Consider the following 20,068-nt stretch of genomic DNA (forward strand, 5'->3'; position numbering starts at 1 on the left):
GGGCCCTTCGGCATGTCACGGGGCCCTTTCTGTGCCTACAGTGGTCTGTGCATCCATTTCGTGAAGCAATTCACGATCTAGCAAATGGATCACAATGCCTTCGAGGCATTACTTCTTTCAGGTTCCGTAAAGGCTAATTCCGTTTACCGCGCCCTGTTTTGATCACGGCGGGGTACCTACAATCCGTCCACATCTTGAGCTCAGCCCAAGCGTCAAGGAGGACGAATGGCGGGGCTTTCTACCCCTGATCAGTTGGACCAGCCCACAACAACCCTCGCGGCCGCGGTGCTCACCGACGACAACCGGGTGCTGATCGCGGTCATCGCGGTCGTGGCCCTGGCGGCGCTCGTGGTGGCAGGCGTCCTGGTACGCCAGGTGCTCGCGGCCGGCGAGGGCACCGACAGCATGAAAAAGATCGCGAAGGCCATCCAGGAGGGCGCGAATGCCTATCTGGCTCGCCAGTTGCGCACCCTCGGCGTTTTCGCCGTCGTCGTGTTCTTCCTGCTCATGCTGCTGCCCGCGGACGACTGGAATCAGCGCGCAGGCCGATCCCTGTTCTTCTTGATCGGAGCGGGGTTCTCGGCGGCCACCGGCTATATCGGCATGTGGCTCGCCGTGCGCAGCAATGTGCGGGTGGCCGCGGCGGCCCGAGAAGCCACTCCGGCGGAAGGCGAGCCGGAAAAGGATCTCACCGCCGTCTCCCACAAAGCCATGAAGATCGCTTTCCGCACGGGCGGCGTGGTCGGCATGTTCACGGTGGGGCTCGGTCTGCTCGGCGCCTCCTGTGTGGTGCTGGTGTACGCGGCCGACGCGCCGAAGGTCCTGGAGGGCTTCGGTCTCGGTGCGGCGCTCATCGCGATGTTCATGAGGGTCGGCGGCGGCATCTTCACCAAGGCCGCCGACGTCGGCGCCGACCTGGTCGGCAAGGTCGAGCAGGGCATCCCGGAGGACGACCCGCGCAATGCCGCGACCATCGCCGACAACGTGGGCGACAACGTCGGGGACTGCGCGGGCATGGCGGCCGACCTCTTCGAGTCGTACGCCGTGACCCTGGTCGCCGCGCTGATCCTCGGCAAGGCGGCCTTCGGCGACTCCGGACTCGCCTTCCCGCTGCTCGTCCCGGCGATCGGCGTGATCACCGCGATGATCGGCATCTTCGCGGTCGCCCCGCGCCGCTCCGACCGCAGCGGCATGTCCGCGATCAACCGTGGGTTCTTCATCTCCGCGGTGATCTCGCTCGTGCTGGTGGCGGTCGCCGTCTTCGTCTACCTCCCCGGCAAGTACGCCGACCTCGACGGGGTCACCGACACGGCGATCAGCGGCAAGGGCGGCGACCCGAGGGTCCTCGCCCTGGTCGCGGTGGCGATCGGCATCCTGCTCGCGGCCGTCATCCAGCAGCTGACCGGCTACTTCACGGAGACCAACCGCCGCCCGGTCCAGGACATCGGCAAGAGCTCTCTCACAGGGCCCGCCACCGTCGTCCTCGCCGGTATCTCGATCGGTCTCGAGTCGGCCGTCTACACCGCGCTGCTGATCGGCCTCGGCGTCTACGGGGCGTTCCTGCTCGGCGGTACGTCGATCATGCTGGCGCTGTTCGCGGTGGCGCTGGCCGGCACCGGCCTGCTCACCACGGTCGGCGTGATCGTCGCCATGGACACCTTCGGGCCGGTCTCCGACAACGCGCAGGGCATCGCCGAGATGTCCGGCGACGTCGAGGGCGCGGGCGCGCAGGTGCTCACCAACCTGGACGCCGTCGGCAACACCACCAAGGCCATCACCAAGGGCATCGCCATCGCCACCGCGGTCCTCGCGGCATCGGCGCTCTTCGGGTCGTACCGTGACGCGATCACGACCGGCGCGCAGGACGTCGGCGAGAAGCTCAGCGGGGACGGCGCGCCGCTGAGTCTGATGATGGACATCTCGCAGCCCAACAACCTCGTCGGCCTGATCGCCGGCGCGGCGGTCGTCTTCCTCTTCTCGGGGCTGGCGATCAACGCGGTGTCGAGGTCGGCGGGTTCCGTGGTGTACGAGGTGCGGCGGCAGTTCCGCGACCATCCCGGGATCATGGACTACAGCGAGGAGCCGGAGTACGGCAAGGTCGTCGACATCTGCACCAAGGACGCCCTGCGCGAACTGGCCACACCCGGTCTGCTCGCCGTACTGGCGCCGATCTTCATCGGGTTCACCCTCGGGGTCGGCGCGCTCGGCGCGTTCCTCGCGGGTGCGATCGGCGCCGGCACCCTGATGGCGGTCTTCCTGGCCAACTCCGGCGGTGCCTGGGACAACGCCAAGAAGCTCGTCGAGGACGGTCACCACGGTGGCAAGGGCAGTGAGGCCCATGCCGCGACGGTGATCGGCGACACGGTCGGCGACCCCTTCAAGGACACCGCAGGACCCGCGATCAACCCGCTCCTGAAGGTGATGAACCTGGTGGCGCTGTTGATCGCCCCCGCGGTGATCAAGTTCAGCTACGGCGACGACAAGAGCATGGGTGTACGGATCTTCATCGCCGTGCTCGCGTTCCTCGTGATCGCCGGCGCGGTCTACGTCTCCAAGCGGCGCGGTATCGCCATGGGTGACGAAGACAACGAGAAGAAGGTGGCCAAGTCGGCGGATCCCGCGGTGGTTTCGTAGGTCCTGGCACGAGGCCCAGCTCAAGAGGCGGGCGGGCGGCGCATGTTGGTGCGCCGCCCGCCCGCCTTCCGTGTGTACGCCCCTCAGCCGTGAGCCTTCTCTCGCATGGTGCAAACATCGGCAAAAGCTCTCATTCAGGGCATTCGACGTGTGGATGTGGTGCCGTTGCCGTGTAACGTCCGGTGGCCGAGAGGCCATGGAAGGGACCAATCCGGTGAACAAGAAGCTCGCGGCCGCACTGTCCGGCGGTGCGGTACTGGTACTGGCGCTGTCGGGATGCGGTGGCAGCGAGGACAACAAGGAACTCGACGCCTGGGCCAAGAAGGTCTGTGACCTGGTGCCGGCCCAGAACAAGAAGATCACGGCGGCCTACGACGCGATCACCAAGGCGGCCGAGGACACCGAGAGCACCCCGGTGGAGCTCCAGAAGGCCGATTCCCAGGCCTTCCAGGATCTGTCGGACGGCTACAAGGCGCGCGCCACGGTCATCAGCAACGCCGGGGCGCCTCCCGGTGCCGAGGACGGCGCGAAGAAGCTCCAGGACGCCGTCAAGCAGCTCACCGCCCTCGCCACGGCGTACGCCGACATGAAGACACAGGTGGACGGGCTCGACACCAAGGACCAGGCGAAGTTCGCGACGGGCCTCAAGGACGTCTCGGCCGAGATGAAGAAGGTGGAGACGCAGCGCCAGACCGCCCTCACCGCGCTGAAGGACCTCGAGTCGGGCGACACCAAGCAGGCACTTGCCGAACAGTCGGGCTGCAAGCAGGCCTCCACGTCACCGGCGGGTTCCGCGTCGGCGACCGACAGCTGAGTGCGTTCGGGGGCTCCGGGCGGGCCCGGTGGGCGGCTGGGTGCGTGCGCACTCGGGCGACCAGGTTCGGGGCGTGGGGCGCGGGCGCATCCGGGCCGCGGACGGCTGAATGTCGGCAACCCGGCCTTCGGGCTGTCGGCGGTTGAGCGCCTGCAGCCCTGTGGGCCCGCGGTCCTGTGCTCCTGCACTCCCGCGCTCCTGCGTGCTCGCTTCCGCCTCGGTGAGCCGCCCAGGCGTTCCGTGAGGCGTTCGGTGAGGCGTGCCGTGCGGTGGAGCCGGGCCACAATGGGGGCGTGAGTATCTCCAGCCTGCCCACGCTGCCCTCCGCTCCCGCCTCCGCCCCCGGCGGTCCCGATGTCATCGCCCGGCTGCGGGACGCCCTGCTCGGGGCCTCCTTCACCGCCGACGGACTGCTCGAGCTGCTCGGCGCCCCCGCGTACGCGGCGCTCGCCCGCAGCGAGACCGTGCCCGCGCTCCGGGCCACCCGCGGGGACACCCCGCTGGAAGTGCTCGTACGCCTGTTCCTCCTCCAGCAACCGGTGCTCCACGCGCGCGTGGCGGACGTTCTGCCCGTCGACGCGTGCCTGGAGAGCGGTTGGCTGGTGCGCGCCGGCGCGGACGAAGTCGCCGCGACGGTGGACGTACGGCCGTACGGCGGACCCGATGGCGAGGACTGGTTCATCGTGTCGGACCTCGGCTGTGCCGTCGGCGGCGCCGGTGGCATCGGGAGCCGTGAGGAGGGTGTCGTCCTGGGGGTCGGCGGCGCCTCCACGACCCTTGCCGGGATCACCATCCGTACGCCCGTCTCGTCCGCCCTCGACCTCGGCACCGGGTCCGGCATCCAGGCCCTGCACGCCGCGCGGCACGCCACGCGCGTGACGGCGACCGACCTCAACCCGCGCGCGCTGCACATCACCGCGCTCACGCTGGCCCTGTCCGGCGCCCCCGCAGCCGATCTGCGGGAGGGCTCGCTGTTCGAGCCGCTCAAGCAGGGCGAGACGTACGACCTCATCGTGTCGAACCCGCCCTTCGTGATCTCGCCCGGTGCCCGACTGACGTACCGGGACGGCGGGATGGGCGGGGACGATCTGTGCCGCTCGGTCGTTCAGGGAGCGGGGGAACTGCTGAACGAGGGCGGGTTCGCGCAGTTCCTCGCCAACTGGCAGCACGTGGCGGGGGAGGACTGGCAGGACCGGCTCAGGTCGTGGGTGCCGCGCGGGTGCGACGCATGGATCGTGCAGCGCGAGGTCCAGGACATCACGCAGTACGCCGAGTTGTGGCTCAGGGACGCCGGCGACCACCGGGGCGACCCGGCCGAGTACCAGGCGCTGTACGACGCCTGGCTGGACGAGTTCGAGGCGCGCAAGGTGAAGGCCGTGGGCTTCGGCTGGATCACCCTGCGCAGGACGGGCTCCGCCGTACCCTCCATCACCGTCGAGGAGTGGCCGCACCCGGTGGAGCAGCCGCTCGGCGACACCGTCCGGGCGCACTTCGAGCGCCTCGACTACCTGCGCGCCCATGACGACGCGGCCCTGCTGGAGGCGCACTTCGCACTCGCCCCCGAGATCATCCAGGAGCAGGTCGGACTGCCCGGGGCCGAGGACCCGGAACACGTCGTGCTGCGCCAGCACCGCGGGATGCGCCGGGCCACCAAGGTGGACACCGTCGGCGCGGGCTTCGCCGGCGTGTGCGACGGCTCGCTGAGCGCGGGCCGCATCCTCGACGCGATCGCCCAGCTCATGGGCGAGGACCCGGTCATGCTGCGCGACCGTACGCCCGCGCAGATCCGGGTGCTGGTGGAACAGGGGTTCCTGGAACCGGCGTGAGCCGTTCCAGGAATCCGCGCCACCCGTCCCAGCGACCGGTGATCCGTCCCAGCGACCGGTGATCCGGCCCCGCGACCGGTGATCCGTCCTTGCGACCGGTGATGCCCCGCTGCGCCCGGTGATCCGCCGCTGCCGGAGGCGACCTTTCCCCGCAGCTCGTGGCGTCCTGCCCGCCGCCGCTGAGGCGTACTCGCGCTCCTGAGACCCATGTGTCCGCTCTGGCGGGATTGCCCCGGAAAAGGGCTCCTGTCAGTGGTGGGTGCGAAGCTACCTTCGAGAGACAGAGCTGACGCGTTCTCGGGGGAGGCGCGCTGTCTCGGACCCGGTGTCCGGGTCTCGGGGGGAGGCGTGATGGCGGGGGATACGCCGGATCAGGGTGAAGGCAGGACCATCAACGGCCGGTACCGCCTGCTGCGTACGCTCGGCGCGGGCGGCATGGGCCGCGTGTGGCTGGCGTACGACGACGAGCTGGCCTGCGAGGTCGCGATGAAGGAGATCGCGCTTCCGGACGCGCCCATGGACGCCGGCGAGACGGCCCAGCGCATCGCCCGGGCCCGCAGCGAGGCCCGGCACGCGGCCCGGCTGCGCGGTCATCCGCATGTGGCGACGGTGCACGACGTGGTGGTGTACGAGGGGCTGCCGTGGATCGTCATGGAGTACGTGCCCGACGCGATCGACCTCCAGGCCCAGGTACGGCGTTCCGGGCCGCTGTCGCCCGAGCAGGCGGCCCGTGTCGGTCTCGCTGTCCTCGACGCCCTCACCGCGGGACATCGCGTCGGCATCCTCCACCGGGATGTGAAACCGGCCAACATCCTTCTGGCACCGGACGCTTCGGGCGACCCTCACGCGCGCGTGCTGCTCACCGACTACGGCATCGCCCTCCAGCCCGAGTCCCGCGAACCCCGGCTCACCGCGACCGCGGGCATCCTCGGCACGCCGGGATATCTCGCGCCGGAGCGCGCACGGGGCGAACCGCCCACTCCGGCCGCCGACCTGTTCTCCCTCGGCGCCACGCTGTACGCCGCCGTCGAGGGCCGCGGCCCCTTCGACCGCCACGGCGAGTTCGCCACGCTGACGGCTCTGCTGGGCGAGGACCCCACCCCGCCCGTCCGGTCCGGCGAACTGACGCCGGTGCTGCTGGGACTGCTGGTCAAGGATCCCGTGCGCAGGTTCTCGCCGGAGGCGGTGAAGCGGGGGCTGGAGCGGGTCCTGCAGGGGACGGCGGATGCGTGGGGCGGGGCCGCGGGTGCGGGTGCCGGTGCGGTCGCGTCGGGGCCGGGATACGGGTATCCCGGGGGAGGGTTCGGTCCGTCGGCCGGGGGCTGGGGTTCGGCTCCGGGCACTCCACAGACACCGCACACCCCGGTGGACGCGGCCGGCGCCGGTTCCGCCGCAGCCCGTGCGGGGGGTGCGGCCGCACCGGGAGGCGACGGTCCGGTCGACGCGGGCCCGGCCGGAGCAGGGTCGGCCGACGGTGCCTTCCACGCCAGGGGACCGGCCACGCCGGGCACGCCGGGAACGCCCTCCGGCTCGCCACCGGCGCCGCCGTACGGCGCATGGCCACCCGCCGCCGGGCACACACCGGAACCCGGCAACCCCTATGCGCCGGCCGGTCCGTACGCACGCGGTGAAGCCCGGCCCGGCCCCTACGGGAGCGGGCCTCCGCAGCCGCCCCCTGGCGGCGGCCAGGCCAACCCGTACGCCGGCCCGCCGCCCTACGGCGAGGGTGCTCCGACGCCGCTCCCGTACTCGCAGCCGTACGGGAGCGGACCGACGGGCGGATACGGCGGCTCGGGCGGATACGGCGCGGCGGGCGGATCCGACACCCTCGGTACGTCCGGTGCGCCCACCGCTCACGGCGGCCCCGGAGGCATGGCGCCGTTCCCTGCGCCCCAGCCTCCGCCCCCACCACCCCGTCCCGCCGCCAGCAAGCGCCTCGCGGTCGTCGCGCTCGTCGTCGGTGTGCTCCTCGTCATCGCCGGCGGCGCGTGGGCGATCGTGTCGCTGACCGGGGACGACGGCCGGAAGAACACCGCGACCAAGTCCTCGCCGAGCGCGAGCGGGCGTACGTCACAGGGGGCGTCGCCCACGGGGCCCGTGCTGCCGTACGGCGACGTCGTCGGGCTCGACCAGCCCCTGGAGACCGGCGACTGCGTGCAGGCGGTGTGGTCGGGGACGCCGTTCAGGTCGGCACCGAACCTGGGGGTCGTGGACTGCGCGGACGACTGGCCGGACGGCCAGGTGGTGGCGGTCGACACGGCGACCGACTTCGCCGACGCCAGGGCTCAGGGCGCGAAACGCTGCGCGAACCTGACCCGGGCCGTCGTGGACGCGCTGCCGGACGCGGCCGGCTACGCCGTCGTGCCCACCGAGGAGGGCTTCGGTGCGGCGGGCAGCGGTACGGCATGTCTCGTGCTCGGCCGCCATGCCGCGATAGGCGGTGAGGTGGGCCGCTTCCGGGACCTCGGGACGGACCTGTGGGTGGGTCAGATGAGCCTCGGCGACTGCTGGGTGTACCAGCAGCTCGACGACGGCTACAAGGCTCCGCTCACCGACTGCTCGAAACCCCACACCGACCAGGTGATCGGCACAGTTCAGGCCCCGGCCGGAATGAGCCACAAGAAGGGCACCGACAACGCGACGAAGTTGTGCGGCAACAAATTCGAGTCGGCCTGGGCGCCCGACCAGGAGCGCCTTGTGTACGGCTGGGTGGCCGACGAGGACGACTGGAAGAAGGGATTCAACAAGATCGTGTGCACGGTCAGCCTGACCGACAACAAGAAGTCGAGCGGGAAGATACCCCCGCCCGGCGCGGTCTGAATCCGGCCGCTTTCCGTGCCGAATCCGGTGCGTGTCCGGTCCCACAAGTGCGGGATCCGGGTGAGAACCGGACGAGAAGCGAACGAGAACCGGACGGCATCCGGAACGGGATCCGGACGGGATCCGCGCGGGACCGGGCGCGATCCGCGGGCGATCGCGGTGGCTCCGTCGGCGGGCCGGCGGTCGGTCGGGGGCGTGGCGGGGGCGTGGCGGGGACCGGTCAGGGGGAACCGAAGACCGTGTCGGTGCGGCGTTCACCCGGGGTTCGTCTGTCCGCCGTCCGCGCGTGCCAGTCTCCGTCGCAGACACACGCGCGGAGCGGGAGAAAAGGGGCACGGGGAACCATGGAGAGCGGACCGGCGATCTTCGCGGGAATGGTGTTCGCCCTGTTCGGAGGAGGGCTGCTGGTGTGGACCGCGGCCCGGGTACGCCAGGGTGAAGGCGTCGCCCACGGTGTGAGTCCCGTCGCATCCGCGACCCTCGCGACTCTGGCCTCGCTCATTGCGCTGGCCCTCGCCGCGTGGTGCTTCACCCGACTCTAGGACGGCTGCTCGGGCGGCATCCGGGACGGCTGCCGGGACGTCTTCACAAGAGGGTCGACCGGTAATGGGGAGATCGCCCTCCGGATGAGCTCGAAAAGGCCGGTGGGTACTCCGGGCGGCAGGAATGGCGGTAGTCGGGTTACCGTTCGAGTGGCCGTTGCGGGCTTTTCCCGTTTGACACGGGGGCGGGATGTACCGTCACACTCCGCAGCGTCAGCATGACCCGACCCCGGGAACCAAGACCTGGGGAGAGCCCAGCGTCGACCGGAGAGAAGAGCGAAGTTGTCCCCGACCAGCGAGACCGCACAGGGCGGCCGCCGACTCGTCATCGTCGAGTCGCCTGCCAAGGCGAAGACGATCAAGGGCTATCTCGGCCCCGGATACGTCGTCGAGGCGAGCGTGGGGCACATCCGCGACCTCCCCAACGGCGCCGCCGAGGTGCCCGAGAAGTACACCGGCGAGGTCCGCCGCCTCGGCGTGGACGTCGAGCACGACTTCGAGCCCATCTATGTCGTCAATGCCGACAAGAGGGCGCAGGTCAAGAAGCTCAAGGACCTGCTGAAGGACTCCGACGAGCTCTTCCTCGCCACCGATGAGGACCGCGAGGGCGAGGCCATCGCCTGGCACCTCCAGGAGGTGCTCAAGCCCAAGGTCCCGGTCAAGCGGATGGTCTTCCACGAGATCACCAAGGCCGCGATCCAGGCCGCCGTCGCCAACCCGCGCGAGCTGAACCAGAAGCTGGTCGACGCCCAGGAGACCCGCCGCATCCTCGACCGCCTCTACGGCTACGAGGTCTCGCCGGTCCTGTGGAAGAAGGTCATGCCGCGCCTGTCGGCCGGCCGTGTCCAGTCGGTCGCGACCCGGCTCGTCGTGGAGCGGGAGCGCGAGCGCATCGCGTTCCGTTCCGCCGAGTACTGGGACCTGACGGGCACCTTCGCGACCGGCCGCGCGGGAGACCCCTCGGACCCGTCGTCGCTGGTCGCCCGCCTGCAGACCGTCGACGGCAGGCGGGTCGCGCAGGGCCGTGACTTCGACTCCCTGGGACAGCTGAAGAGCGCGAACACCCTCCACCTCGACGAGGCGAACGCCCGCGCGCTCGCCGCCGCCCTGGAGCAGACGCGGTTCGCGGTCCGCTCGGTCGAGTCCAAGCCGTACCGCCGCTCGCCGTACGCCCCCTTCCGTACGACGACCCTCCAGCAGGAGGCCTCGCGCAAGCTCGGCTTCGGCGCGAAGGCGACCATGCAGGTGGCCCAGAAGCTGTACGAGAACGGCTTCATCACCTATATGCGTACGGACTCCACGACCCTCAGCGACACGGCGGTCGCCGCCGCCCGCGCCCAGGTCACCCAGCTCTACGGCGCCGACTACCTGCCGTCGGCCCCGCGCACGTACGCCGGGAAGGTCAAGAACGCCCAGGAGGCGCACGAGGCCATCCGTCCGTCGGGTGATCGTTTCCGCACCCCGGCCGAGACCGGCCTGACCGGCGACCAGTTCCGGCTCTACGAGCTGATCTGGAAGCGCACCGTCGCCTCGCAGATGAAGGACGCGACCGGCAACAGCGTGACCGTGAAGATCGGCGGCACCGCCGCCGACGGCCGGGACGTCGAGTTCAGCGCCTCCGGCAAGACGATCACCTTCCACGGCTTCCTCAAGGCCTACGTCGAGGGCGCCGACGACCCGAACGCCGAGCTGGACGACCGTGAGCGCCGGCTGCCGCAGGTCGCCGAGGGCGACGCCCTGAGCGCCGAGGAGATCACGGTCGACGGGCACGCCACCAAGCCCCCGGCCCGCTACACCGAGGCCAGCCTGGTCAAGGAGCTCGAAGAGCGCGAGATCGGCCGTCCGTCGACGTACGCCTCGATCATCGGCACGATCCTCGACCGCGGCTACGTCTTCAAGAAGGGCACGGCACTCGTGCCGTCCTTCCTGTCCTTCGCCGTGGTCAACCTCCTGGAGAAGCACTTCGGGCGGCTCGTCGACTACGACTTCACCGCCCGCATGGAGGACGACCTCGACCGCATCGCGGCCGGGCAGGCGCAGTCGGTGCCGTGGCTGAGGCGCTTCTACTTCGGTGAGGGCGAGAGCGGCGCGACCGGCGGCGCGGCCGACGCGGGCAACGGCGACGGGGACCACCTCGGCGGTCTCAAGGAGCTGGTGACCGACCTGGGCGCGATCGACGCGCGCGAGGTCTCCTCTTTCCCGGTGGGCAACGACATCGTGCTCAGGGTCGGCCGCTACGGCCCGTACATCGAGCGCGGCGAGAAGGACTCCGAGAACCACCAGCGGGCCGACGTGCCCGAGGACCTGGCGCCGGACGAGCTGTCCGTCGAGCTCGCCGAGGAGCTGCTCGCCAAGCCGAGCGGCGACTTCGAGCTCGGCGCCGACCCGGTGACGGGCCACCAGATCATCGCCCGTGACGGCCGCTACGGCCCGTACGTCACCGAGGTGCTCCCCGAGGGCACCCCGAAGACCGGCAAGAACGCCGTGAAGCCGCGTACGGCCTCGCTGTTCAAATCGATGTCGCTGGACACGGTGACGCTGGAGGACGCCCTCAGGCTGATGTCGCTGCCGCGGGTCGTCGGCGTCGACGCCGAGGGCCAGGAGATCACCGCGCAGAACGGGCGCTACGGTCCGTACCTGAAGAAGGGCACGGACTCGCGCTCGCTCCAGACCGAGGACCAGCTCTTCACGATCACCCTCGAAGAGGCGCTGGAGATCTACTCCCAGCCCAAGCAGCGCGGCCGGGCCGCCGCGAAGCCGCCGCTGAAGGAGCTGGGCACCGACCCGGTCAGCGAGAAGCCGGTCGTGGTCAAGGACGGTCGTTTCGGGCCGTACGTGACCGACGGGGAGACCAACGCGACCCTGCGCTCCGGCGACAGCGTCGAGGAGATCACCCCGGAGCGCGGTTTCGAACTGCTCGCCGAGAAGCGGGCGAAGGGCCCGGCCAAGAAGACGGCCAAGAAGGCGCCCGCGAAGAAGGCCCCGGCCAAGAAGGCGACGGCCGCCAAGAAGACCGCGGCGAAGAAGACGACGACGGCAGCGAAGAAGACGACGGCGAAGAAGACGACCGCCACCGCGAAGAAGGCGGCGGCTTCGAAGGCGGCGTCCGAGGACTGAGTCCGGCGCTGTTCCTCCACCGAGGCTTCGCATTGCGAACGTCCCGGCATCACTTTGGTGTCGGGACGTGCGCACGTCAGGACGGGCACCCCGGGCTGTCGGTGGCTCCCGATAGGCTGAACGCATGACTCGTGCGGAGCAGCCAACGGCCCCTGAACCGGCCCCCGACGACGCCCTGGTCGCGGACTCCCGCGAGCGAGCGGTCCGCGCCCTGCTGCGCAGGCCCCAGCTCAAACGCCTGTGGAGCGCCCAGCTCGTCGGCGGGATCGGCGACACCCTCGCGCTGCTGGTGCTGGTACTGCTGGCCCTTCAGGCGGCGATCGCCGAGGGTTCGTTCGGCGGCGGCTACCGCGGCGTGGCGTTCGCAGTGGCGACCGTCTTCGGTACGCGCATCCTGGCGACGCTGCTCTTCGGCGCCGTCCTGCTGGGCCCGCTGACCTCGCTCACTTCGCAGGAGGGGCCGCTCGACCGCCGCTGGACCATGGTCGGCGCCGACGGAGTCCGGCTCGCGCTGCTCATCGTCGCGCCGCTGTGGATCGACTGGATGCCGGCCGACGCCCTCGCGATGCTCCTGGTGACCGTCTTCGTGACCGGTGTCGCCGAGCGTTTCTGGACCGTGTGCAGGGAGAGCGCGGCGCCCGCCCTGCTGCCGGCTCCGCCTCCGGAGGGGGCGACGGTACGACCGCTGCCGGACCACCTGGACGCCCTGCGCCGCCTGTCGCTGCGGACGACCTTCGTGGCGATCCCGCTGGCCGGTGCCGTGCTGGTCGCCGCGAGCCTGCTCAACAACCTGCTGGGCTCCGGCATCGACTGGTTCGGTCAGCACCAGGCGGCCCTCGCCTCGTACGTCGCGGCCGGGCTGTTCGCCGCGTCCCTGTCCGTGGTGACCTTCCTGGAGCTCCCCGACACCCGCACCCCGCGCGCGCGTTCGCCGCTGGAGGGACTGCGCCGGCCCAAGACCGGCACCGGTGTCGACAAGGGCCGAACCGGTGCGATCCCGCTGCTGGTGCCGGCCTGCGCGGCCGTCGCCGGGGCGATAGCGGCCGCCGTGGCCACCGCCGTGCTGCACGCCAAGGACCTGGGCGGCGGCCCGGTGCTGTACGGGCTGATGGTGCTCGCGCTGACCGGCGGTGTCGTGGTCGGTGTCCGTACGGCACCCAAGGTGCTGGTCACGCTCTCGCGGCGCCGGCTGCTCGCGCTGGCGATCGCCTTCACCGGCGTCGCCCTGCTGGCCGCCGGGCTCGTCCCGGACGTCACCACCGTGCTGCTGATCGACGCGCTGGCCGGTGTCGGCGCGGGCGTCGCGGCCAACACCGGGCACACCCTGCTCGACCAGGAGACCGAGGAGTACCGGCGGGCGCGGACCACCGAGCACCTGCACGCGGTCGTGCGGGTCGGTGTGGCGCTCGGCGCGCTGGTCGCCCCCGTGGTGGCCGCGGCGATCGGACCGCACCGGCTGGTGAACGGCAAGTTCGTGTTCGCGCACGGCGGTGCCGCGTTCACCCTGATGCTGGTCGGGGCGCTGCTGCTGCCGGTGGCCGCACTCGTGCTCGCCAAGGTCGACGACCGGTCCGGTGTCCCCCTGCGGCACGACCTGCGGGACGCGCTGCTCGGCGGCGACGACCCGGAGACGGTGCCCGCCGCCACAGGGTTCTTCATCGCCCTGGAAGGCGGGGACGGAGCCGGGAAGTCCACCCAGGCCGAGGCGCTCGCCGAGTGGATCAGGGCCAAGGGCCACGAGGTCGTGGTGACGCGCGAGCCGGGGGCGACCCCGGTCGGCAAGCGGCTGCGGTCGATCCTGCTGGACGTGTCGAGCGCCGGGCTCTCGCACCGCGCGGAGGCGCTGCTGTACGCGGCGGACCGCGCGGAGCACGTGGACACCGTGGTCAGGCCCGCGCTGGAGCGCGGCGCTGTCGTGATCTCCGACCGGTACATCGACTCCTCGGTGGCCTACCAGGGCGCCGGGCGCGATCTGTCCCCGACGGAGATCGCCCGCATCAACCGCTGGGCGACGGACGGTCTGGTGCCGCATCTGACGGTCCTGCTGGACGTGTCCCCGGAGATCGCCCGCGAGCGGTTCACCGAGGCTCCGGACCGGCTGGAGTCGGAGCCCGCGGAGTTCCACGCGCGCGTGCGGTCCGGGTTCCTCACGCTGGCCGCCGCCGACCCCGGCCGGTACCTGGTCGTGGACGCGGGACAGGAGCCCGAGGCCGTCACCACCGTCGTACGGCACCGCCTCGACCAGATGCTGCCGCTGTCCGAGCAGGAGATCCGGGAGCAGGAGGAGGCCCGCCGCAAGGCCGAGGAGGAGGCGCGGCGCAGGGCCGAGGAAGAGGCCGCGCGCAAGGCCGAGGAGGAGCGCCTGGAGCGTGAGCGCCAGGAGCAGCTCGCCCGGCTGAAGGCCGAGGAGGAGGAGCGCAAGCGCCGCGAGCTGGAGGAGGCCCAGCGCCGCGAGGCCGAACGCCAGGCGGAGGAGGCCCGGCTGCGGGCCGAGGAAGCGCGCAGGCGGGCCGAGGAGGAGCGGACACGCCTCCTCGCCGAGGAGAAGGCACGCGCGGAGGAGGAGGCCCGGCGCAAGGCCCAGGAGGAGGCCGCCCGCAAGCGGGCCGAAGAGGAGGCGCGACTGCGCGCCGAGGCCGAGGAGCGCCGGCTGGAGAAGCAGCGCAAGGCCGAGGAGGCGCTGCTGAGGGCCGAGCAGGCCCGGCGGCTCGCCGAGTCGGCGGCCGCGGCGGCGGAGGCGGGGCCCCAGCAGCCCGCCGCTCCCCGGGCGGGAATGGACGCGGCGACCGTGCCCACGCCTGTCGTGACGCCGACGAACGCGTCGGGCGGCCCGGTGGACGAGACGGCCGTGCTGCCCCGCGTCCGCATGGACAAGGCGGAGAAGGAGGAGGGGAGCAGCGGTGAGCCGGGCTCCGCCTCCGGCGGCGCCGACTCCGAGGCGACGACCGAACTGCCGCAGCCGCCGGTGCCGCCGGGTGCGGCGGACGAGACGGCGGTGCTGCCGCCGGTGCCTCCGGGGTCTGCCGAGGAGACGGCTGTGTTGCCGCCGGTGCCTCCGGGTGCGGCGGACGAGACCGCTGTGCTGCCGCCTGTTTCCGGGGGCGGGCCTGCGGATCGGGTGCCGCCGGGGTACTTCCGGGACGAGGAGCGGACGCGGGAGCTGCCGCAGGTCGACGAGACGGGAACGCCTCGGCGCAGGGCGCGGTCGGACTGGGCCGAGGAGACGCCGCTGGACGATCTGCCGTCGCTGGCCGACGAGTTGCTCGGCCCGCACGACGAGGGATACGGCGACGATCGGGGCCGGCGGCGGGGACGGTAGCGGTCCGTCTCGCGGGTGCGGGTGCGTCGTGGCTGGTCGTGCAGTTCCCCGCGCCCCTGAGTGGGTGTTGTTCGGCGGGCTTGGACCGTACCCACTCAGGGGGGCGCGGGGAACTGCGCGATCGCCCCCCACCACCCCCCCACCCGCCCGCAGCCGACAACCGGCCGTCGGACCGTTGTCAGTGCTCGCCCCCACAATGGACCGAAGCACCGGACGCAATGAAAGGGCGGCGTGACCCATGACCGTATGGGACGACCTGGTCGGCCAGGAGCGGGTGAGCGAGCAGCTCGCGGCCGCCGCTCGGGACGCCGACGCCCTGGTCACCGCCATCGCCACCGATGCCCCGCCGCCCGAGGCGTCGAAGATGACCCATGCCTGGCTGTTCACGGGACCTCCCGGGGCGGGCCGGAACCAGGCGGCGCGGGCCTTCGCCGCCGCGCTGCAGTGCGTCAGTCCCGACCGGGCCCTCGGGGGAGTGCCCGGCTGCGGATTCTGCGACGGATGCCACACGGCACTCATCGGCACCCACGCCGACGTCACCTCCGTGGCCGCCGTCGGCACCCAGATCCTCGCCGACGACATGCGGGACACCGTCAGGAAGTCGTTCACCTCGCCGGCGAACGGCCGCTGGCAGATCATCCTCGTCGAGGACGCCGAGCGGCTGAACGAGAAGTCGGCCAACGCGGTCCTCAAGGCCGTGGAGGAGCCCGCCCCCCGCACGGTCTGGCTGCTGTGCGCGCCGTCCATCGAGGACGTCCTGCCGACGATCCGCTCCCGCTGCCGCCACCTGAACCTGAGCACCCCCTCCGTGGAGGCCGTCGCCGACATGCTCGTGCGCCGGGAGGGCGTCGAGCCGGCCGCCGCGATGGCCGCCGCCCGCGCCACCCAGGGCCATGTCGACCGGGCCCGCCGCCTCGCCACCGACCCGGCCGCGCGCGAGCGCCGCGCCGCCGTGCTGAAGCTCCCGCTGCGCGTCGAGGACGTCGGCGGCTGTCTCAGGGCGGCACAGGAGCTGGTCGACGCGGCGGCCGACGACGCCAAGCAGCTCGCCGAGGAGATGGACGGCAAGGAGACCGAGGACCTGAAGGCGGCGATGGGAGCCTCCCAGGGCGGCCGGATGCCCCGCGGCACCGCGGGCGTGATGAAGGATCTGGAGGACCGCCAGAAGCGCCGCCGCACACGTACCCAGCGCGACAGCCTCGACCTGGCCCTGACCGACCTCACCGCGTTCTACCGTGACGTCCTCGCCCTCCAGCTCGGCTCCCGGGTGGCGATCGCCAACGCGGACGCCGAGGACGCCCTGGAGCGGCTCGCCCGCGGCAGCTCCCCGGAGACCACGCTCCGGCGTATCGAGGCGATCGGCGCGTGCCGCGACGCCCTCGACCGCAATGTGGCCCCGCTGCTCGCGGTGGAGGCCATGACGATGGCGCTCAGAGCCGGTTGACCCCGTCACTCGTACGAGGCTTTGTTTACACAGAGGGCAATCAGTAAACCGCGCAGAGTTACTCTCGCCTGATGCACACCAGGCGCAGCTCCCGCTCCCTCCGCACCGGCGGCACCCTTCTGGCCACCGCACTTCTCGTCTCGGCCTGCTCCGTCGGCGCCTCGACGAGTACGGCCACCTCGGCCACGTCCGCCGCCGACGTGGCGCTGGCCCCGCTGCCGCGGTCGACGCCGGCCGCGCTCGCGCCGTACTACGGGCAGAAGGCGCGCTGGCGCAGCTGCGGGGTGCCAGGCTTCCAGTGCGCGACGCTGAAGGCCCCGCTCGACTACGACCGGCCGGCCGACGGGGACGTCCGGCTCGCCGTGTCCCGCAAGAAGGCCACCGGTCCGGGCGAACGGATCGGGTCGCTGTTCGTGAACCCGGGCGGGCCGGGCGGCTCGGCGATCGGCTACCTCCAGGCGTACGCCGGCATCGGCTACCCCGCCGCGGTGCGGGCCCGCTACGACATGGTCGCGGTCGACCCGCGCGGAGTCGCCCGCAGCGAGCCCGTCGAATGCCTCGACGGGCGGGACATGGACGCGTACACGGAGACGGACAGCACCCCCGACGACGCGCATGAGATCACGGAACTCGTCGACGCCTACAAGAGGTTCGCGGAAGGGTGCGGCGCGCACTCCGCGAAGCTGCTGCGGCATGTGTCGACGGTCGAGACGGCCCGTGACATGGACATCGTGCGGGCGGTACTGGGGGACGCGAAGCTGAACTACGTGGGGGCGTCGTACGGGACGCTGCTGGGGGCGACGTACGCGGGACTGTTCCCCGGTCGCTCCGGGCGGCTGGTGCTGGACGGCGCGATGGACCCCTCGCTGCCCGCGCGCCGGATGAACCTCGACCAGACGGCGGGCTTCGAGACGGCGTTCCAGTCGTTCGCGAAGGACTGCGTGCAGCAGCCGGACTGCCCGCTCGGCACGAAGGGCACGACGACGGCCCAGGTCGGCCGCAACCTCACGGCCTTCTTCCGGAGGCTGGACGCGCACCCGGTCCCCACCGGCGACCCGGACGGCCGCACGCTCGGCGAGGCCCTCGCCACGACCGGCGTCATCGCGGCGATGTACGACGAGAGCTCCTGGGCACAGCTGCGGGAGGCGCTGACGTCGGCGATCAAGGACAAGGACGGCGCGGGTCTCCTGGTCCTCGCCGACAGCTACTACGAACGGGACGCCGGCGGCCGCTACAGCAACCTGATGTCCGCCAACGCGGCCGTGAACTGCCTCGACCTCCCGCCCGCCTTCGCCGGTCCGGAGGAGGTGGAAAAGGCCGTCCCGAGCTTCGAGAAGGCGTCCCCCGTTTTCGGCGAGGGCCTCGCCTGGGCCTCCCTCAACTGCGCGTACTGGCCGGTCGGCGCCACGGGTGAGCCGCACCGCATCGAGGCGCGGGGCGCCGCTCCGATTGTCGTGGTCGGCACCACGCGCGACCCGGCCACCCCCTACCGCTGGGCCCGTGCCCTGGCCGCCCAGCTCTCCTCGGCCCGCCTGCTCACCTACGAGGGCGACGGCCACACCGCGTACGGCCGCGGCAGCTCCTGCGTCGACTCCGCCATCGACACGTACCTGCTCCACGGGACCCCGCCGAAGAACGGCAAACGCTGCTCCTAGCCCAGGTCACCGGAGCGTCCGGGGGTGCCCCCAGGGCTGGTGCGGAGCACCCCCGGAAACTGTGTAGACTTACCGACGTTGCTGATCGCACCATGGTGTGCACGGCACGCCGCCTTAGCTCAGATGGCCAGAGCAACGCACTCGTAATGCGTAGGTCTCGGGTTCGAATCCCGAAGGCGGCTCTTAAAAGTGCAGGTCAGAAGGTTGTGAGGCCCTCCGCGAGGTTCGCGGAGGGCTTTTTCGTGCCTGAGGGGAACATTGGGGGAACGGTGAGCGCCCCTTATCTGCGCTATGGCGCTTATGTTCTGTATGGAAACAGTTGCGACTGTCATCGACGTGCGTGATCTGTTCGCCACCTGGGGGTGGGGTGGCGGTGGGGTGGATCTGGTGCGGCCGACTACCGGGCGTGAGCTGCCCGCCTGGGGCTGCTCGCGCATCGACTTGAATTCTTGGTCCAGCTCTTCAAGGTGTCTGGCGTTGTCGGCATCCGCCTAGATGCGTGCTAAGCACCAGCTCAGGCAGGTTGTCTGCGCTGTCGTGTGGCGACTTGAAAACGGCGGCCTTCTTTTCAAGTATGACCTTGTAGACTTGAATTTTGTGGACATCTCTCGACTCAGTCAATCCCCGATCGGGTCCCTCGTTCCGATCAACGGGTTCGACCCTCGCACGCAGAGCGAGTACAACACTCACGCGTTCCTGCCTGCTCAGCTACCCAAGCGGCTTGACAACCTCAGTACCCCGACACACCTGGCCATCGCCCAGGCGGCGAGCTGGATCGCCCGTGCGGACCAGGCCGTCAATGAGCTTCCCAATCCCGAACTGCTGGCACGACTCGCGATCCTGCGGGAGGCCCGCAGCACCTCCGCGATCGAGGGCACCTACGTGGGGATGGAAGAAGTCCTCCAAGCGGACTTCGAGGACGCCTCCGACATCAGTTCTGACGTAGCTGAGGTCCGTAACTACATCCAGGTCGCTGAGATCGCTACCGAAGCGATCAAGGATCGGCCGGTCACGGTTGCGCTACTGGAGTACCTGCAGGGCATCCTTGTCAGCGGGACGTCCAGTAGCACCACACAGGCTGGACATGTACGCACGACGGACGCATTCATCGGCGTCCAGAGTGCCGCTGTCGAGGCCGCACGCTTTGTTCCCTGTCCACACGGCCACCACCTTAGGGACGGACTGCTCGACTGGGAGGCTTGGGTCAACGACGCCAGCCCCGAAATGCACCTCATCGCGCGCATGGCTGTCGGGCATTACCAGTTCGAGACCCTGCACCCGTTCAATGATGGCAACGGCCGCCTGGGCAGACTCGTGATGCTCCTCCAGCTAATGAGGGCGAGGGAGCTCGCGCACCCCGTCGTTGCGCTGTCGCCCTGGCTGGAGGTCCGGCGACGCGACTACCAGGATCTACTCTTCGAGGTCAGCGCAACGGGCGACTTCGAGCCGTGGATCCAATTCATCTGCGCCGCGGCGACTGCCCAGGCGAAAGAGGCCGTGGACCGCATCAGGACGCTCGTTGACCTCAAGAAGCGGATGCTCGGCACACTGCACCAGGCTAAGTCCACTGGTGTCACCTTGCGCATCGCAGAGGACCTGATCGGCTACCCCATGCTCACGATCACCTGGGCATCGAAGAGGTACAACGTGACTTACCAGACGGTCAGTAATGCTGTGAAGAAGCTCGTCAGTCTCGACCTGCTGCGCCAGTACGGCGACGGGAAGTACGACCGGGTGTTCATCAACGATGAGGCTTTGCGAGTTCTGGTCGGCTGACCACAGGACAGCCGACGCAGGGCAGGGCTGGGAGCTGGATGGCCTACGGCTGGCTCGCATGGTGGCCGTGCCCACCTTGCGCTCGTATGGGCTGCGAAGGCGAGTAAGGAGATGGGCAGCG

10 protein-coding genes and 1 tRNA gene are annotated in these 20,068 nt (G+C 70.8%); all 11 read left to right on the forward strand.

The annotated features are described in order from the left end of the window. Nucleotides 1-225: 225 nt before the first annotated feature. Entirely contained in the window at nucleotides 226-2,634 is a 2,409-nt protein-coding gene (locus tag IOD14_RS02375; protein WP_123990800.1) for a sodium-translocating pyrophosphatase, read from the forward strand. A 196-nt stretch (nucleotides 2,635-2,830) separates the two neighbouring features. Next, complete coding sequence (locus tag IOD14_RS02380) at nucleotides 2,831-3,448, forward strand: small secreted protein (protein ID WP_212669549.1); 618 nt, start codon at nucleotides 2,831-2,833, stop codon at nucleotides 3,446-3,448. 293 nt (nucleotides 3,449-3,741) lie between these two features. Then, nucleotides 3,742-5,274 carry a class I SAM-dependent methyltransferase gene (locus tag IOD14_RS02385; protein ID WP_123990802.1) on the forward strand — a complete coding sequence of 511 codons (1,533 nt, stop codon included), beginning with the start codon at nucleotides 3,742-3,744 and terminating at the stop codon, nucleotides 5,272-5,274. Nucleotides 5,275-5,625: 351 nt separating this feature from the next. Beyond that, nucleotides 5,626-8,094, forward strand: a complete 2,469-nt coding sequence (locus IOD14_RS02390) for a serine/threonine-protein kinase (protein WP_212669550.1) — start codon at nucleotides 5,626-5,628, stop codon at nucleotides 8,092-8,094. 344 nt (nucleotides 8,095-8,438) lie between these two features. Further along, nucleotides 8,439-8,636 (forward strand): hypothetical protein, encoded by a 198-nt coding sequence (locus IOD14_RS02395; RefSeq protein ID WP_123990804.1) that lies wholly within the window; start codon nucleotides 8,439-8,441, stop codon nucleotides 8,634-8,636. 282 nt (nucleotides 8,637-8,918) lie between these two features. After that, the gene (gene topA / locus IOD14_RS02400; protein ID WP_123990805.1) at nucleotides 8,919-11,753 is read left to right on the forward strand and encodes a type I DNA topoisomerase; all 2,835 of its coding nucleotides are present in this window, start codon (nucleotides 8,919-8,921) and stop codon (nucleotides 11,751-11,753) included. A 124-nt stretch (nucleotides 11,754-11,877) separates the two neighbouring features. Further along, complete coding sequence (gene tmk, locus IOD14_RS02405) at nucleotides 11,878-15,072, forward strand: dTMP kinase (protein WP_212669551.1); 3,195 nt, start codon at nucleotides 11,878-11,880, stop codon at nucleotides 15,070-15,072. Nucleotides 15,073-15,310: 238 nt separating this feature from the next. Next, nucleotides 15,311-16,516, forward strand: coding sequence for a DNA polymerase III subunit delta' (locus IOD14_RS02410; RefSeq protein ID WP_123990807.1), 1,206 nt, complete (start codon nucleotides 15,311-15,313; stop codon nucleotides 16,514-16,516). A 71-nt stretch (nucleotides 16,517-16,587) separates the two neighbouring features. Then, on the forward strand, nucleotides 16,588-18,171 hold the full coding sequence (locus IOD14_RS02415; protein WP_212669552.1) for an alpha/beta hydrolase: 1,584 nt from the start codon (nucleotides 16,588-16,590) through the stop codon (nucleotides 18,169-18,171). Between the two features lie 108 nt (nucleotides 18,172-18,279). Further along, a tRNA-Thr gene (locus tag IOD14_RS02420) sits at nucleotides 18,280-18,353 on the forward strand. Nucleotides 18,354-18,768: 415 nt separating this feature from the next. Beyond that, a complete protein-coding gene (locus IOD14_RS02425) occupies nucleotides 18,769-19,947 on the forward strand; it encodes a Fic/DOC family N-terminal domain-containing protein (RefSeq protein WP_212669553.1) in 1,179 nt (392 codons plus the stop codon). The last annotated feature ends 121 nt before the right edge of the window (nucleotides 19,948-20,068 follow it).

It is taken from the genome of Streptomyces sp. A2-16, assembly GCF_018128905.1.
In the GTDB taxonomy this organism is placed as follows: domain Bacteria; phylum Actinomycetota; class Actinomycetes; order Streptomycetales; family Streptomycetaceae; genus Streptomyces.

Coding starts and splice junctions, on each gene's coding strand:
- IOD14_RS02375 (WP_123990800.1), top strand. CDS start 226: ATGGCGGGGCTTTCTACCCCTGATCAGTTGGACCAGCCCACAACAACC.
- IOD14_RS02380 (WP_212669549.1), top strand. CDS start 2,831: ATGGAAGGGACCAATCCGGTGAACAAGAAGCTCGCGGCCGCACTGTCC.
- IOD14_RS02390 (WP_212669550.1), top strand. CDS start 5,626: ATGGCGGGGGATACGCCGGATCAGGGTGAAGGCAGGACCATCAACGGC.
- IOD14_RS02395 (WP_123990804.1), top strand. CDS start 8,439: ATGGAGAGCGGACCGGCGATCTTCGCGGGAATGGTGTTCGCCCTGTTC.
- tmk (WP_212669551.1), top strand. CDS start 11,878: ATGACTCGTGCGGAGCAGCCAACGGCCCCTGAACCGGCCCCCGACGAC.
- IOD14_RS02410 (WP_123990807.1), top strand. CDS start 15,311: ATGACCGTATGGGACGACCTGGTCGGCCAGGAGCGGGTGAGCGAGCAG.
- IOD14_RS02415 (WP_212669552.1), top strand. CDS start 16,588: ATGCACACCAGGCGCAGCTCCCGCTCCCTCCGCACCGGCGGCACCCTT.